Origin of the sequence: Marinobacter salarius, assembly GCF_032922745.1 — a bacterium.
GTDB lineage: Bacteria > Pseudomonadota > Gammaproteobacteria > Pseudomonadales > Oleiphilaceae > Marinobacter.
In genome coordinates, this window is the sequence record NZ_CP136693.1 from 2,913,285 (window position 1) to 2,926,504 (window position 13,220).

General features: G+C 56.6%; 18 protein-coding genes and 1 tRNA gene. 5 read left to right on the forward strand and 14 right to left on the reverse strand.

The features are described 5' to 3' along the window. From nfuA to R1T46_RS13375, 3 genes are all read left to right on the forward strand, one after another. On the forward strand, positions 1-588 hold the full coding sequence (gene nfuA, locus R1T46_RS13365; protein WP_317305765.1) for a Fe-S biogenesis protein NfuA: 588 nt from the start codon (positions 1-3) through the stop codon (positions 586-588). Positions 589-914: 326 nt separating this feature from the next. After that, positions 915-2,081, forward strand: a complete 1,167-nt coding sequence (locus R1T46_RS13370; protein WP_317305766.1) for a hypothetical protein — start codon at positions 915-917, stop codon at positions 2,079-2,081. A gap of 47 nt (positions 2,082-2,128) precedes the next feature. After that, positions 2,129-2,458 carry a hypothetical protein gene (locus R1T46_RS13375; protein ID WP_317305767.1) on the forward strand — a complete coding sequence of 110 codons (330 nt, stop codon included), beginning with the start codon at positions 2,129-2,131 and terminating at the stop codon, positions 2,456-2,458. On the opposite strand, the gene R1T46_RS13380 is transcribed toward R1T46_RS13375, so the two are convergent. The 5 genes from R1T46_RS13380 to R1T46_RS13400 form a co-directional block, all read right to left on the reverse strand. Then, a complete protein-coding gene (locus R1T46_RS13380) occupies positions 2,453-2,770 on the reverse strand; it encodes a TusE/DsrC/DsvC family sulfur relay protein (protein WP_317305768.1) in 318 nt (105 codons plus the stop codon). The two genes, R1T46_RS13375 and R1T46_RS13380, sit on opposite strands and share 6 nt — an antisense overlap. Beyond that, the gene (gene tusB, locus R1T46_RS13385; RefSeq protein WP_317305770.1) at positions 2,770-3,051 is read right to left on the reverse strand and encodes a sulfurtransferase complex subunit TusB; all 282 of its coding nucleotides are present in this window, start codon (positions 3,049-3,051) and stop codon (positions 2,770-2,772) included. Before tusB ends, R1T46_RS13380 begins: the two co-directional genes overlap by 1 nt. 32 nt (positions 3,052-3,083) lie before the next feature. Continuing rightward, the gene (locus R1T46_RS13390; protein ID WP_317305772.1) at positions 3,084-3,434 is read right to left on the reverse strand and encodes a DsrE family protein; all 351 of its coding nucleotides are present in this window, start codon (positions 3,432-3,434) and stop codon (positions 3,084-3,086) included. Positions 3,435-3,441: 7 nt separating this feature from the next. Continuing rightward, on the reverse strand, positions 3,442-3,858 hold the full coding sequence (gene tusD / locus R1T46_RS13395; protein ID WP_317305774.1) for a sulfurtransferase complex subunit TusD: 417 nt from the start codon (positions 3,856-3,858) through the stop codon (positions 3,442-3,444). 117 nt (positions 3,859-3,975) lie between these two features. Beyond that, entirely contained in the window at positions 3,976-4,671 is a 696-nt protein-coding gene (locus R1T46_RS13400) for a Bax inhibitor-1/YccA family protein (RefSeq protein WP_007152095.1), read from the reverse strand. 219 nt (positions 4,672-4,890) lie between these two features. On the opposite strand from R1T46_RS13400, the gene R1T46_RS13405 reads away from it, so the two are divergent. After that, positions 4,891-4,981 (forward strand) — tRNA-Ser (locus R1T46_RS13405). 57 nt (positions 4,982-5,038) lie between these two features. Here R1T46_RS13405 and R1T46_RS13410 read toward each other — a convergent pair. From R1T46_RS13410 to R1T46_RS13420, 3 genes are read right to left on the reverse strand one after another with little or no spacing between them, the layout of a single operon-like run. Beyond that, positions 5,039-5,773, reverse strand: coding sequence for a 5-oxoprolinase subunit PxpA (locus R1T46_RS13410; protein WP_317305775.1), 735 nt, complete (start codon positions 5,771-5,773; stop codon positions 5,039-5,041). Between the two features lies 1 nt (position 5,774). Then, positions 5,775-6,884: a ferrochelatase gene (hemH, locus tag R1T46_RS13415; protein WP_317305776.1), complete on the reverse strand. Its 1,110-nt coding sequence runs from the start codon at positions 6,882-6,884 to the stop codon at positions 5,775-5,777. 46 nt (positions 6,885-6,930) lie between these two features. Continuing rightward, a complete protein-coding gene (locus R1T46_RS13420; RefSeq protein ID WP_317305777.1) occupies positions 6,931-7,362 on the reverse strand; it encodes a TIGR01244 family sulfur transferase in 432 nt (143 codons plus the stop codon). A gap of 417 nt (positions 7,363-7,779) precedes the next feature. Here R1T46_RS13420 and R1T46_RS13425 point away from each other — a divergent pair, with 417 nt between their 5' ends. Continuing rightward, the gene (locus R1T46_RS13425; protein WP_292050191.1) at positions 7,780-8,199 is read left to right on the forward strand and encodes a phasin family protein; all 420 of its coding nucleotides are present in this window, start codon (positions 7,780-7,782) and stop codon (positions 8,197-8,199) included. 22 nt (positions 8,200-8,221) lie between these two features. On the opposite strand, the gene R1T46_RS13430 is transcribed toward R1T46_RS13425, so the two are convergent. From R1T46_RS13430 to R1T46_RS13455, 6 genes are all read right to left on the reverse strand, one after another. Then, on the reverse strand, positions 8,222-8,851 hold the full coding sequence (locus R1T46_RS13430; protein ID WP_317305778.1) for a TetR/AcrR family transcriptional regulator: 630 nt from the start codon (positions 8,849-8,851) through the stop codon (positions 8,222-8,224). A gap of 22 nt (positions 8,852-8,873) precedes the next feature. Continuing rightward, positions 8,874-9,686 carry an exodeoxyribonuclease III gene (gene xthA / locus R1T46_RS13435; protein WP_317305779.1) on the reverse strand — a complete coding sequence of 271 codons (813 nt, stop codon included), beginning with the start codon at positions 9,684-9,686 and terminating at the stop codon, positions 8,874-8,876. Positions 9,687-9,793: 107 nt separating this feature from the next. Next, positions 9,794-10,525: a hypothetical protein gene (locus R1T46_RS13440; protein WP_317305780.1), complete on the reverse strand. Its 732-nt coding sequence runs from the start codon at positions 10,523-10,525 to the stop codon at positions 9,794-9,796. Next, complete coding sequence (locus R1T46_RS13445) at positions 10,522-11,043, reverse strand: DUF2878 domain-containing protein (RefSeq protein ID WP_317305782.1); 522 nt, start codon at positions 11,041-11,043, stop codon at positions 10,522-10,524. Before R1T46_RS13445 ends, R1T46_RS13440 begins: the two co-directional genes overlap by 4 nt. Next, entirely contained in the window at positions 11,040-12,308 is a 1,269-nt protein-coding gene (locus R1T46_RS13450) for a cyclopropane-fatty-acyl-phospholipid synthase family protein (RefSeq protein WP_317305783.1), read from the reverse strand. Before R1T46_RS13450 ends, R1T46_RS13445 begins: the two co-directional genes overlap by 4 nt. After that, the gene (locus R1T46_RS13455) at positions 12,296-13,219 is read right to left on the reverse strand and encodes a DUF1365 domain-containing protein (protein WP_317305784.1); all 924 of its coding nucleotides are present in this window, start codon (positions 13,217-13,219) and stop codon (positions 12,296-12,298) included. Before R1T46_RS13455 ends, R1T46_RS13450 begins: the two co-directional genes overlap by 13 nt. Position 13,220: the final 1 nt, after the last annotated feature.

Below are 13,220 nucleotides of genomic sequence, written 5' to 3' on the forward strand. Positions count from 1 at the left end.
ATGGCATTGGTTACGGTGACAGATCCCGCTCGGGATTACCTTGCACAACTTATTGAGAAACAGGATGTGGAGGGCATGGGTGTCCGTATTTTTGTAACCCAGCCCGGCACCAAGAACGCCGAGACCTGTCTTGCCTACTGCCCGCCGAACGAAATCGTTCCGACGGACGAGCAGGTTGATCTGGGCAAGTTCACGCTGTTTCTCGATCATAATTCGGTGCCGTTCCTGGAAGAAGCCTTTGTGGACTACTCCAAGGACCAGATGGGCGGGCAGTTGACCATCAAAGCGCCTAACGCCAAGGTGCCCAGCGTTGATGAGAACGCGCCGTTGCCTGACCGCATCCAGTATATCCTGGCGTCGGAAATCAACCCCAACCTTGCGGCTCACGGTGGCGAAGTGTCCCTGGTTGAAGTGGCCGAGGAATCCATTGCCGTCCTGCGGTTTGGCGGGGGTTGCCAGGGCTGCAGCGCGGTGAGTCTCACACTGAAGCAGGGTGTTGAATCGACGCTGAAAGAGCGTGTTCCGGAGATAACGGCTGTCCGCGACGTTACCGATCATACCTACACGGAAAATGCTTATTATCAGTAAGATAAAGCAGATTCTAAAAGTATGACATGAAGCCGGCCAATGCCGGCTTTTTTGTTTTTGTTGCAGGTGTTTGTCAGTCCCTGTTTGTAAGCTCCTGTTTGTCAGTACTATTTGTCAGTACTATGCGTGCCGCGCTATCGTCGTTGCTGTGGCGGCACGGCCAATGTCGAGTAATTCGATTTACTTCATTATCAGTTCCATAATCTGAATCGAACGATGGGTAATATACCCGTCATACAACATTACGGCGCGTCCTCATCACCGTGCCCGCCAATCACACACTGGGGTTTGTCTTGGTTGATGTAGCACTGTTCTCTGTGCCACTCATGGCAGCTGTTGTCGGCTGGTTTACCAATTGGCTGGCGATTCAGATGTCATTCAATCCCATCCAGTTTGTGGGTATCGGCGTTATTGGCTGGCAGGGAGTGATTCCCCGCAAGGCCGAGAAGATGGCCCATATCTGTATTGACCGCACCCTGCAGCAGTTTGGTGATCTGAACGCCGTCTATCAGCAGCTGGAGCCACAACGAATCGTTGAGCAGGTGATTTCCCAGGTAAACCCCCGCATGGACGAATACATTGATGAAGTGATGTATGAAATCCAACCAGTGCTTTGGGACAACCTCCCTCTGTTCATGAAGAGCCGCATTTATCGGTGGGGTCGGGAACAACTACCGTCGAGAATAGAATCCCTGGTGGAGGACTTCGGGGATGATCTCAATGACCTCGTCGACCTGAAGGTATTGCTGAGCCGGGAGCTGAAAACGCATCCGGACCTGATGAACCGGATTTTCAGGGAAGCGGGCTCGGTGGAACTGCGGTCGGTTATCAATCGAGGTGCGATCATTGGCGGCCTGCTGGGCGCTTTACTGGCCCCTGCCTGGGTCCGTTATCCCGAGCCATGGCTGTTGCCGGTCGGTGGCTTTGCAGTGGGGTTCCTGACCAACTGGATTGCCATCAACCTCATTTTCCGCCCGCTCAAACCCCGGCGCTTCCTGTTCTGGCGGTTGCAGGGCCTGTTCCTGCAACGCCAGCCGGAGATCAGCGACGTGTGGGCCAGGTTGGTGGCGGAGGAGCTCATCACCGTTGAGAAAGTCGCTGACGCCATGATCAACGGCAACCGTGGGGACCGTACACGGGCGATTATCCAGAAGCATTTGAGGCCACTGCTGGACAACTCGATGGTCATGAAGCTCGGCGCCCAAGTTACTGTTGGTATGACGGGGTACACCGAACTTAAAAAAGCCATGAACCATAAGGCGGTGCTGGCCACCAGTGATGTCTTCGGGGACCCAGCGTTCAACCGCGAACGGGCACCGGTGGTGGCCGGGGTGCTGGCCGGGCAGATGAAGTCGCTGGCGCCGGCAGAGTTTCAGGATATCCTGCGGCCGGCATTTCGAGAGGAAGAGATTCAACTCATGCTGGTTGGGGGAATATTGGGTTCCCTGGCGGGGGCGCTTCAGTTTTTGATCATGAGCAACGTATTGAGCTAGGCGTCTGGGACACGGTTCCTTGCGCAATGAGCTGACAGGAGGGCAATATGGATTTTGGATGGGCAATCGCGATACAGGCCCTGGCAACAGGATGCGTTGTACTTTCGGTGCTGGCAGGCTTCTGGTTCGGTATTGTGCGACCACATCTTGATCGCAAGGTGGCAGAGCTGATTGATGCGTCGCGGGAGATAGAGCCCAGGGTCAGGCAGGGTGTACGGGAAGGTGTGGAAGAAACCCTTCGGGAATTGCCGGAGAGCACGGCGAAAGAGTCTACACGCCAGTTCCTTCGGTTCGGTTCAGGACTGTTCGAGAATGGCCTCAGTAGTTTTCTGGGTGAGGTGTCTGACCCCGGTAGAAAGCCCCGAAAGGATTCATAGACAGTTCGTCGGCCTTGGCAGGCCGGCTATGCGGCAGGCCGTTTTGGCCGGTGTGCCGGGAAATAGCTGCATCAGGTAAATGCTATTGCCTTTTTCCTCGTCAAACGCCTCCTTGACCGCTTTTACAAACAACCTGTTTGAAGGTGGTGATATTTCATGTTGTTTGTAAAATTTTCTCAGGAATTCGATGATTTCCCAGTGATTTTCGGTTAGTTCGATATTGTCGTCCGCCGCAATTTCACGGGCCACGTCAGGTGACCACTCCCAAGCGTCTTCCAGGAACCCTTCGTTGTTTCTCGTTGGAATCGTCATTACCAGCTGATCACTCTGGTTGCCTCGGTGGTCAGGGCCACCATTGTGTCAAAATCAATCGAGTGTACGTCAAGTCCATCGACGATGATGGCCCTGGCCTGCAGATCAGGGGCCAACGCATAAACGGTACCTTTTAGCGTTGCTTCACGATCCACGAGGGCAAGCACACCTGATTCCGTCAACAACAGGCCATCCTGGTCTGTGATGCTCGACAGGCACGCTCCAAACGCCGGGTGATCCGGCCGCTTGTTGACGATGTGCAGGGTATGGATGGTTGCCATCAATGCGCTCTCCGGGTGTGTGGTTTGGCTATTCAGCTTAGGTTGACCACGTGGGCGTAGTGTTCGAGCAACTCGGCACACAGATCTGTCGTGGTAATGCCCGGCATCATATTCTCTTCGTTGAGGCCATACCGTTCACAGGCCTTATGATCGACCATCAGGGCGGAAACGCCAAAAATGGGTGCAGCTGACAGGTTCTTCTCCACCGATTTCTGCTGCACGGCGTCCGCCTGCTGTGCCTTGCGAAGCCAGTTCACGCCTTCGCCGGTAAACAGCAACGTCACCGGCTGGTCAAACGCGGCAAGGGAAAAGGCCATGTCCAGCGACTCACGGCCGGTCCAGTCGCAATATGGCGCGTGGCTAATGATAACCAACGTCTCCATGTCTAGCTCAACCCCCACTGTGAAAATAGATAACGCGATCAGAATGCGCCACGCTGTCCACCCACTCGCCCAGACCGGCAATGGTGAATGCTGAGGCAAGGTTGTTGGCGGGCAGTTCGTAGCGCTGTTGTTCGCTCTGATCCACAATACCCCGCCGAAGCGCCGACGCAATACAGGCAAAGCCGGCAACATCGTGGCTTCCGAGGAAATCCTGCCACGCCTGCGACCAGTTCACTTCATCCGAGGGTGGGCTGGTCAGTGCCGATGCCAGATGAACGCCATCGCCATAGAGGAATACCCGGTCAATTCGATGGCCGTTTGCCAGCACTGCCCTGGCGAAGGCGAGCGCTGTCTGTGGCGCCTGGGAGGAGTAGGGCGCTCCGGTAATGACCAGGGTGAAGGAGCAGGGTGTGTGCGGGCTCATATGCGCCTGTTTGCCTGTTGGAGTTCAGAGGACAGTTTACCTCATGAATGAAAAAACCCCGACCGGGGCCGGGGTTTTCTGGCAATTACCTGTCACCAGAGTGATATCAGAGTGATATCAGTCGTCGCCACTGAACGCCATCATCAGGTGAAGCAGGCTGACGAACAGGTTGTAGATGGCCACATACAGGCCAACAGTGGCGATGATGTAGTTGCGCTCTCCGCCGTTGATGATCCGGCTGGTTTCAAACAGGATCATGATGGAAGCGAAGATGGTGAAGCCAGCAGACACCGCCAGGTGCAGGATGGAGCTCTGCATGAAGAACGCCAGCAGCATCGCGCCGATCAGCACGAAGGCGCCCGCTGTCAGGAAGCTGGACAGGAAGCTGAAGTCCTTCTTGGTGATAATGGCCGTTGCCGACAGACCCACAAACGCGGTCGCTGTCAGAGCCAGGGCATTCGCGACGATCTGGGAAGCGCCCGCTGCCACCATCTGGCCGATGATCGGGCCGAGGGTGAAGCCCATGAAGCCGGTAAGGGCGAACGTGGTTACGATACCCCAGGGGCTGTTCTTCAGCTTGTAGGTCGCGAACAGAAGGCCGATGTAGCCTACGATCGTGATCAGGAAGCCGGGATGCGTACCGTTCATGTTCAGGAACGCAGTCAGTGCGGAGAATGCCAGAGTCATTCCCAGCAGCATGTAGGTATTGCGCAGCACGTTCATGGCATCTGCGCTGATACCCGTCGCCCGACCTTTTTCTGTGGTCGAATAGGCTCCCTGGTTTTGCTGGACGCCAAATCGTCTGTCTTCCATTGTCTTCTCCGTCTGTGTGTCACAACCGTTTGAATCTAACACTCATCATAATGCCAGATACACAACTTTCAATCATTTACGACAGAAAACGGCCCCATGGATTCCATTAAATAGAATTAATGTAAGATCAAAAGCCAGACGATGTGGCCAGGGCGTTGACAGGAAACGGAATTCCGGTATCATGCTCCCCGCTGTCGCAATGACGGCTGTGGAGAAAACGGTGGGCTGGCAGAGCGGCTGAATGCAGCGGTCTTGAAAACCGCCGAAGGTTAGTAGCCTTCCCGGGGTTCGAATCCCTGGCCCACCGCCACTTTCTCTTCCTTCCCTGATATTTCCCGTATCCTTTCAAACTGTTTCGTTAGTGCTTCTAGTTCGTTGCCAATGCTTTGCGAATCGCCCGAATGCCACTCAGTGCTGCCTCATTGTCACCGTGTACGCACAGGCTGTCGGCCGGCAATGTCAGCCAGTTACCGGATGAACTGTAGACCCCACCGTTTTTAGCGAACGACACCGCCTGATTGACGATCTTGTCTGCAGACTGATGTACGGCCCCTGGAAGGCGACGGGACACCAACTGGCCCTCATCGTCGTAGGCGCGGTCGGCAAAGGCTTCCAGTAGGATGGGAAGGCCGACATAGTCTGCCAGTTTGCGGTGTTGTTCGTGTTTGACCGTTACCGGGAGCATCAGCGGCAAATCCTGCTGGTAGCTTCTAATCGCGGCCATAACGGCTTCCAGGGTGCTCATGTCCCGCATCATGTCGTTGTTCAGGGCACCGTGGGGTTTTACGTAAGACAGTGTCAGGCCCTCGGCCCGACATAGTCCCTGTAGCGCGCCAAGCTGATAGAGGATCAGGGCGTGAATTTCCTCGGGGCTGTGGCTGATGGAGCGGCGGCCAAACCCGGCGAGGTCGTGATAAGAGGGGTGGGCGCCGATCTCTACTCCGTGCTTCGCTGCCAGGGCCACGGTTTTCTGCATGACCGAAGGGTCCCCGGCGTGAAAGCCGCAGGCGACGTTGGCCATATCGATAAGGGGCATCACCTGATCGTCCTGGCCCATACGCCAGGCACCGTAGCTTTCCCCCAAGTCACAGTTCAGTTTCATCTCACAGCTCCCGGCCCGGGTACTGGGCCTGTCTCTGTTCCTCCGCGAGCCTGACCCTCTCTGCCAGTTCTTCGGGTTCATTGCGCGGCACCTGCCAGCCCTGCAGGTTTTCTTCAATCAGCTGCGTCAGGGCGTCGATATGTCCCGGTGTGGCATTGAGGGCCGAAATATAGCTGAAACCCTCGCCGCCGGCTTCCATGAAGTATTCACGGTTTTCCTCGTCAATCTCTTCGATGGTTTCGAGGCAGTCCGCTGAAAAACCGGGGCAGAACACATCTATAGATGTTACGCCTTTTTGGGGCAGTGCTTTAAGGGTTTCGTCGGTATAGGGCTGCAGCCACTCTTCCCGGCCAAAACGTGACTGGAAGGTGGTCAGGTATTCATCCTTTCCGAGGCCAAGCCGTTCTGCCAGCAGGCGGGAAGTCTTGTGGCACTCACAGTGGTACGGGTCGCCGCGCTCAAGGTACTTCAGGGGAACTCCGTGATAGGAGAGGATCAGTTTCTGGTGGCGCCCATGCTTGTCCCAGTGCGCCTGGATATGGCTTGCCATAGCCTCAATGTAAGGTGGGTAGTCCGGGTAGTGGGACACAAACCTCAGATCGGGAAGCCAGCGCCGACGGGTAAAATTATGGGCAATGGCATCGAACGTCGAGGCGGAGGTTGAGGCGGAATACTGGGGATATAGGGGCAATACCAGCAACCGGCGAACCCCCTGCGCCTGCATTTCATCAAGCACCTTGGGGATTCCCGGGTTGCCATATCGCATGGCAAATCCGACCAGAAGGTTGTTGCCGTGTTTCGCCTGCAGTTGTTTGCGAATCGCTTCGGCTTGCCTGGCTGTGTGGATCAACAACGGCGACCCTTCCGGTTGCCACACGCCAGCATAAGCTTTGGCTGACCGGCTGGGACGCAGTCGCAGGATAATGCCGTGGAGTATCAGCCACCAGAGCGGGCGCGACACTTCAACCACCCTGGGATCCCAGAGAAATTCCCCCAGATAGCGACGCAGGGCAGAGGTGGTCGGAGCATCCGGTGTTCCCAGATTGGTGATCAGTACACCGGTTTTTTCGGGATGGTCATGGCGAAAATCGGCAGTACCCTTGTACGGCATGGTTCTGGATCCTGGAAATGATGGGTGTCCGGTCGGAAAAAGTGGCTCAGGAACGTTTTCCTGCCTGCTGGGCCATCCGCGGCGCCAGCCCGCCAACATCGTAACCAGCGTTACGAGCCTTGTTGACGATGTCCCTGGCCGGCTCGGTGCGTGCCGAACTCAATGCCCAGAGCACAGTGCAGCGGGTTCCGGAGCGGCAGAAAGCAAGTACGGGCTTATCCGCCTGACGGATCATCGCATCAAAGCGGTCAACGTCGTTGTCAAAGATATTCCCGGACTCGACGGGCAGATACACCCACTCCATCCCGTTTGCGTGGGCTGCGGCCTCAATGTCGGCCATGCCCGGCTGGCCGGGCTCTTCGGCATCGGGGCGATTGGCGACGAGGGTTTTGAAGCCGAGTTTTGCAGCTTCGCCAACGTCCTCGACGGTTAGCTGGGGCGAGACTGAAATCGTGTCGTCGATACGTCTGATGTCCATAAGCGATCCTTTTGCCGGTCACATATAATGCCTCCGCATAATGCCACAGGACATAGCCGCTGTCAGAGCCCGGGCCATGGGAAATTTTAATTCAGGAGATAAAAAAGCCCGGCACTGGTGGCCGGGCAGAGGCGTGCGAGTAGTATCCATGAAAGACTTCCAGACAAACCGGCATCAGCGGGGACACCGGTACAGTGAAGTATTGACCATATTTTGAACACTTCAAGCCTGCGAGCGATTCGTTTGATCACATTTTTTCATATTGAAAGTGTGCTTATACTAAAGTCGCTCGCTGTGGGCCTTTCAGGCCATTTGGTATCAACCCCGACGTAGAGATATTGGCCTGTTGACTGAAATTCAGTGCCCGCTGTAATACAATAATGAGTCATTGAGAGTCCAACGCCTCCGAGGTTTTGCATGTCTGACGAAAATGAAAACACGCCGGAAAACGACGAGCAGCTGGCGGGTAAAATAAAAGGGTCTGCGCGGCAGATCTGGCTGGCCGGGCTCGGTGCCTACACCAAGGCCGAGGAGGACGCCGGTCGCTTCTTTGAGCGTCTGGTTCAGGAAGGTGAACAGTTGGAGAATAAGACCCGCGGCGTGGTTGAAAAGCACGTACGCTCTGTGGAAGACCGTGTGGACGATGTACGGGAAAAGGCCACTGGCACCTGGGACCGCCTCGAGAACATGTTTGATGAGCGCGTGTCCGGCGCGTTGCGTCGATTGGGTATTCATCGTCGGGACGAAATCGAAGCCATGGAACGCCGGATTCAGGCCCTGGAAGCGGAACTCCAACGCCTCAGGGAGCAGACCGAGGACCGCTCTGAAGAGGAATGATGCTCGCTTCTGGCCGCTGATGTCAGAGGTAGTCCCGGCTCATCAGGTAAATCTGTTCCTTTTCATCCGGGCCCAGGTAGGGCAATAGCAAGTGCATCATCTGGTAAACACCGCGACCCGGGTCCATGGAGTCGCGGTCATCCAGATGCGACAGGCTGTCGAAGCTGCTCCAATAGCAGGCGGTAAGCGTCAACTGGTCGCAGAGCGCATCCAGCTCCCCATCGGTAATCTCCATGACGCCCTGGCGTCGAAAGCTTTCGCAGATGACCCTGAAACCATGGGTTTTCTTCTTCAGTATGCGCCGGAAACGGGTTTGAAGCTGTTCGTATCGGGACAGGACGTTCACAAGGTCCTGATACAGGAATCGGTAGCGGGCGACGGTTTCGAACAGCAGATGGAGGAAAAAACTCTGCTGGTCCAGGCTGATGTCTGCATCTTCCGGTACCGCCAGCAGGTCGTGCATCTCACGCTCATAGCTGGTAAACAGCTCCCCGACAATATCGCCCTTGCTCTTGAAGTGGTAATAGAGATTGCCGGGGCTGATCTCCAATTCGTCCGAAATCAATAGTGTGGTTACATTGGGCTCGCCGATGCTGTTGAACAGCATCAGGCTGGCCTCAAGTATACGGTCGCGGGTTTTCATTTTTTTCATGTCGCGGCCCGGCGAGGTGGGTTCAAAGCGAGAAACGGGCCCACACCGGACAATGGTCCGAAGGCCGCTCCATGGCGCGAATATCGTAGCTGACTCCGGCTTCTTCCGCCCTGGGCAGAAGCGGGTCACTGGCCATGATCAGGTCGATCCTCAGGCCGCGGCGTGGGTCCCTGTCAAAGCCCTTGCTGCGGTAATCAAACCAGCTGAAGGTGTCAGATTCCTCGGGGTGAAGGTGTCGAAACACGTCAGTGAAACCACGGCTTTCGACCTGCCCCAGCCATTCACGCTCTTCCGGAAGAAAGCTGCACTTACCGGTTCTGATCCAGCGCTTGGCGTTGTCGGCACCGATGCCGATGTCCTGGTCCGTGGGGGAGATGTTCATATCGCCCATCACCACAATCTCACCGTTGGCGGCTTTCAGGTCGTCCAGGTAGCGCATCAGGTCCGCGTAGAATTTTTCCTTGGCGGGAAATTTTACCGGGTGGTCTCGGCTTTCGCCCTGGGGAAAATAACCGTTGATCACCGTAAGCTTTCGGCCATTCACCGTGAAATGACCGGTAATCAGCCTGCGCTGGGAATCCTCTCCGTCCCACGGGTAGCCTTTCTGGACGCTGTCCGGCGGCTGGCGGGAAAGAAGCGCAACGCCGTAATGAGTCTTCTGGCCGTGGAAGTGAACGTGGTAGCCGAGCTCCCGAATGGCATCCTCCGGGAACTCCTCGTCGGTCACCTTGGTTTCCTGCAGGCCGATAAAATCCGGTTTCAGGCTATCAATCACGGCCTCAAGCTGGTGCAGCCGCGTGCGGATACTGTTGACGTTGAATGAGACAAACATCATCGGCGGAAACCTTCTGTTTTGCTGTTTTGGCGATTGTCAGGGTGTGTCAGGAAACCGCAAGTCTACCACAACAGGTTGGTGTGTCCGCCTTGGCTGCAAGGACGGATTCAGCGGGTCAGTTCACAATCCGGAGCGGTGTCCACGGCATAGCGGATATGGGCGGTGTAGTTCGAGTCCTTGTCCTTGCGGATATTGGTCAACCCAAGGTAGTCCGTCAGCGCGCCGTTGTCGTTATAGCCCAGGAGGATCGGGTCGACCAGAAAGCTCAGGATTGTGCTGGAGGGCTCTATCAGCACCGTATGCGTGGCGTTGATGCGGTTGTCCTCCGCCGGCTCCAGTACAAAGCCATAGGCTTTGCCCCGTGTGGGCGCCAGAAAGTCGAATTCAATGCGGTCGCCGGATGTGACCTCGGGCCAGTGGTTGCGAACCAGATTGTCGAAGCCCGCATCTGCCACCAATTTCCGGGTGACCTCCACCGTCGAGTTTTCCGTGTCGCCTTCCGGAGTCTGCCACTCGATTTCCAGCGTCGCGTCATCCCGGTTGCGGATCTCCATGACTTCATTGAAACCCGGCTGTCGGAAGGTCATCGCTGGACGCAACGGCGATTGTTCGTAAGACAGTGTCTTTTCAGCAAATGGCTCACCGTTACTGCGAACGTAAGTCACGTTGTGGGAGGCGGGTCGGAAAAGCCCATTGGTGCACTTGCCCGTTACCACATGCCGCTCTTCATAGAGCAGGTTGTCGCCGTTCAACGGCGTCGCCTGGCCGGTAAACCGCATCTCGGCGGCCCCGGCCGACAGGGGCAGGGCGAAGGCGAGCAAAAGGGCACTGGTCCTCATCGTATCAGCTCCGGATAGAGGGCTTTGCGAAGATAGAGAAGGCTCGGGAACACAACCAGCCAGCCCAATGCCAGCGCAGCCAGGGAAAGCGTGAGATTCGGAAGTTGCACGGCGCCCAGCGCGCTGGCGGACCAGTAGGCAAAAGGCCCGGCGATGGGGGCGCACACAAAGGGCAGCCAGGGTTTGCTGCCAATCCATGACAGGGAATGGCTCAGGGTGGTCATGAATATGGCCCAGATGCCGACCAGCCAGACCGGTGTGAGCTGCACGCTGCCAGTGCCATCATCAAGGATGCCGGTCTGGAACCAGAGGCCGTCCAGCACACCGCCCAGAACCGTGCCGGCGCCGATAAACTGCAGTTCGGTGGAGCGGTGCTGGCTGACAAACAGCATATGGAAAACCAATAGCAGGACCACGAAACCGGCAGCCGGCAGGCCCGGATAGAGCACGCACACGAACCAGCCAGCCTGGAACAGGGCGAAGTTCAGGACATTGCGCAGGGTGTCGTTGCGGATCATACGCTCAGGATGTTCTCACGTTTGTTACCTGGCTTGGCGAACAGGATCTGGGAAACCCCAATGGCACGTTCACTGAACCCGGCTTCGCAATAGGCGAAGTAGAAATGCCACAGGCGGCGGAAGGCTTTGTCGTAGCCAAGGCTGTCGAGCGTATCCCGGTTCGCCATGAAGCGCTCGCACCAGTCCCGCAGTGTGCGGGCGTAATGGAAGCCGATATCTTCAGCGTGGGTCATTACCAGGTCGGAGCCCGTGCGAACGGAGTCCAGCATCGCGCCCAAAGAGGGAATGAAACTGCCTGGAAAAATAAATCGTTGAATGAAATCAACGTTCTTCAGGGCGCGTTTGTAGCGTTGCTCGGGCATATTGATGGCCTGCACCAGAGCCAGTCCATCTGGTTTCAACAACCGGCTGATTTGAGAAAAGTAGCTGTCCAGAAATTGCGGGCCGACAGCCTCAATCATTTCGATGGAAACCAGTTTGTCGAATTGGCCTTCCAGGTCGCGGTAGTCGTCAAACAGCAGGGTGACCTGTGCTTCCAGGCCCTCGTCGCTGACCTTTTTCCTCGCCAGTTCGAGCTGCTCGGCGGATATCGTTGTGGTCGTCACATGACAGCCATAATGTTTGGCCGCATGCACGGCGAAACCACCCCAACCGGTGCCGATTTCGATCACCTTGTCGCCCGGTTGCAGGTCCAGTTTGCGGCAGATGGTATCCAGTTTGTGAACCGCCGCTTGCTCCAACGTGGCTTCTGGGCCTGGATAGATGGCGGAGGAATACATCATAGTGGGGTCAAGGAAGGTTTCGAACAGGTCGTTACCGAGATCGTAGTGGGCGCTGATGTTCTTGCGGGAACCTTCCTTCGTATTGCGATTCAGCCAGTGCAGGCCCTTTAGCGCCGGCTTGGTGACCCAGCTGAATCGGTCCTCGAATGCGTTCATCCGATCAACGTTTCGAGTAAAGAACCGCAGCAGGGCCACCAGGTCCGGCGTTGACCAGTCACCTGCGACATAGGCTTCAGCAGCACCCACGCTGCCGCCCGTTAGCAGGTCCTTCCAGGTGCTGTGGTCGTGGATAACCAGCTCCGCCGGAGCGAATCGGCTGTCACTGTCTCCAAAGGTCAGGGTTTCCGCCCCGGCTTCACGAATCGTCAATGTTCCCGCTTCAAGAAGCGAAAGCTGCTGACACACAAGGGCTTTCGCCCACCGGCTGGTGAGCGGCGCCTGGCCAGTGCCAGTGGATTCAAGCGAGGTGTTCAGGTTCTCCATGAGCTTACCTTTCCGGTTGTCTTGTTCTGGGCTGTGGGTTCGGTGACATCCTGGCCTGAGTCTTCTGCGCCGCGCCGGTGCGCCGGGTCGTTTTCAGACAGCTTGTTTGGATGGGTAAAGAATGGCACCCCTTTGAGCTTGAGCTTCAGGGCGTGCCAATAAATACCGCCCACCACCTTCAGCGCTTCCAGTGGAAACTGCCTAAGGCTCCTGTGTAGTTCTTTACGATCCAGGGGGGTGCGTCGGACCACCAACGTGGCATCAAAATGCTTGCGTTCGTCCTGTCTCACACCCATGTGGATTCGAAGTTCAGGGCCGCGGAAACTGAAGGTCCACTGGTAATGCTGATCCATGGGGTTGAAGGGCGATACGTGAAAGCGTTTGCTGAAATCGAAGCGCTCAGTGCGCCAGCCGGCGTTGGTTGGTTTTGCGCCTGTGGTTTCGAGGCAGTACACATGGCGATCTTTCCAGGGTGTATTGGTGATCTGAGCGATGATGACCCGGGGCACGGCTCCATGATCCGGGCGGTCGCCGGCGTTGTAGCAGAAGTAGAAGCTGACTGGATTGAACACATAGCCGAAATAGCGGGGATGGGTAATCAGTTGCACCGCGCCGTCCGGGCGCCATCCCGTCGCCTGCTGTACCTGGTCGCTTACGGCCTGCAGGAGGTTGTCCGTCTCAGGTCGGAAGTAGTCGCGGCGGTACAGGGACAGCCAGTTGAAGCGTTCCAGGGAAAACAGGCGGCTGATATGGGTAACGGATGGCCACTCGCGCAGGTCCAGGGCCAGCATGCCGGTGCTGTAGCTGAATTCGTGGCGTACCGGTGCCTTGCGACGATGCCGAATTGTGCCCTCGAGCCATTGGCTGTGAAGCTGATTGGCGACGATGTTTTCCGGTAGGGCAGCGTTCATG

What these genes read in the sequence shown, in the direction of transcription:
- nfuA (WP_317305765.1), top strand. Translation starts at nt 1, where the DNA reads ATGGCATTGGTTACGGTGACAGATCCCGCTCGGGATTACCTTGCACAA.
- R1T46_RS13370 (WP_317305766.1), top strand. Translation starts at nt 915, where the DNA reads ATGGCAGCTGTTGTCGGCTGGTTTACCAATTGGCTGGCGATTCAGATG.
- R1T46_RS13375 (WP_317305767.1), top strand. Translation starts at nt 2,129, where the DNA reads ATGGATTTTGGATGGGCAATCGCGATACAGGCCCTGGCAACAGGATGC.
- R1T46_RS13380 (WP_317305768.1), bottom strand. Translation starts at nt 2,770, where the DNA reads ATGACGATTCCAACGAGAAACAACGAAGGGTTCCTGGAAGACGCTTGG.
- tusB (WP_317305770.1), bottom strand. Translation starts at nt 3,051, where the DNA reads ATGGCAACCATCCATACCCTGCACATCGTCAACAAGCGGCCGGATCAC.
- R1T46_RS13390 (WP_317305772.1), bottom strand. Translation starts at nt 3,434, where the DNA reads ATGGAGACGTTGGTTATCATTAGCCACGCGCCATATTGCGACTGGACC.
- tusD (WP_317305774.1), bottom strand. Translation starts at nt 3,858, where the DNA reads ATGAGCCCGCACACACCCTGCTCCTTCACCCTGGTCATTACCGGAGCG.
- R1T46_RS13400 (WP_007152095.1), bottom strand. Translation starts at nt 4,671, where the DNA reads ATGGAAGACAGACGATTTGGCGTCCAGCAAAACCAGGGAGCCTATTCG.
- R1T46_RS13410 (WP_317305775.1), bottom strand. Translation starts at nt 5,773, where the DNA reads ATGAAACTGAACTGTGACTTGGGGGAAAGCTACGGTGCCTGGCGTATG.
- hemH (WP_317305776.1), bottom strand. Translation starts at nt 6,884, where the DNA reads ATGCCGTACAAGGGTACTGCCGATTTTCGCCATGACCATCCCGAAAAA.
- R1T46_RS13420 (WP_317305777.1), bottom strand. Translation starts at nt 7,362, where the DNA reads ATGGACATCAGACGTATCGACGACACGATTTCAGTCTCGCCCCAGCTA.
- R1T46_RS13425 (WP_292050191.1), top strand. Translation starts at nt 7,780, where the DNA reads ATGTCTGACGAAAATGAAAACACGCCGGAAAACGACGAGCAGCTGGCG.
- R1T46_RS13430 (WP_317305778.1), bottom strand. Translation starts at nt 8,851, where the DNA reads ATGAAAAAAATGAAAACCCGCGACCGTATACTTGAGGCCAGCCTGATG.
- xthA (WP_317305779.1), bottom strand. Translation starts at nt 9,686, where the DNA reads ATGATGTTTGTCTCATTCAACGTCAACAGTATCCGCACGCGGCTGCAC.
- R1T46_RS13440 (WP_317305780.1), bottom strand. Translation starts at nt 10,525, where the DNA reads ATGAGGACCAGTGCCCTTTTGCTCGCCTTCGCCCTGCCCCTGTCGGCC.
- R1T46_RS13445 (WP_317305782.1), bottom strand. Translation starts at nt 11,043, where the DNA reads ATGATCCGCAACGACACCCTGCGCAATGTCCTGAACTTCGCCCTGTTC.
- R1T46_RS13450 (WP_317305783.1), bottom strand. Translation starts at nt 12,308, where the DNA reads ATGGAGAACCTGAACACCTCGCTTGAATCCACTGGCACTGGCCAGGCG.
- R1T46_RS13455 (WP_317305784.1), bottom strand. Translation starts at nt 13,219, where the DNA reads ATGAACGCTGCCCTACCGGAAAACATCGTCGCCAATCAGCTTCACAGC.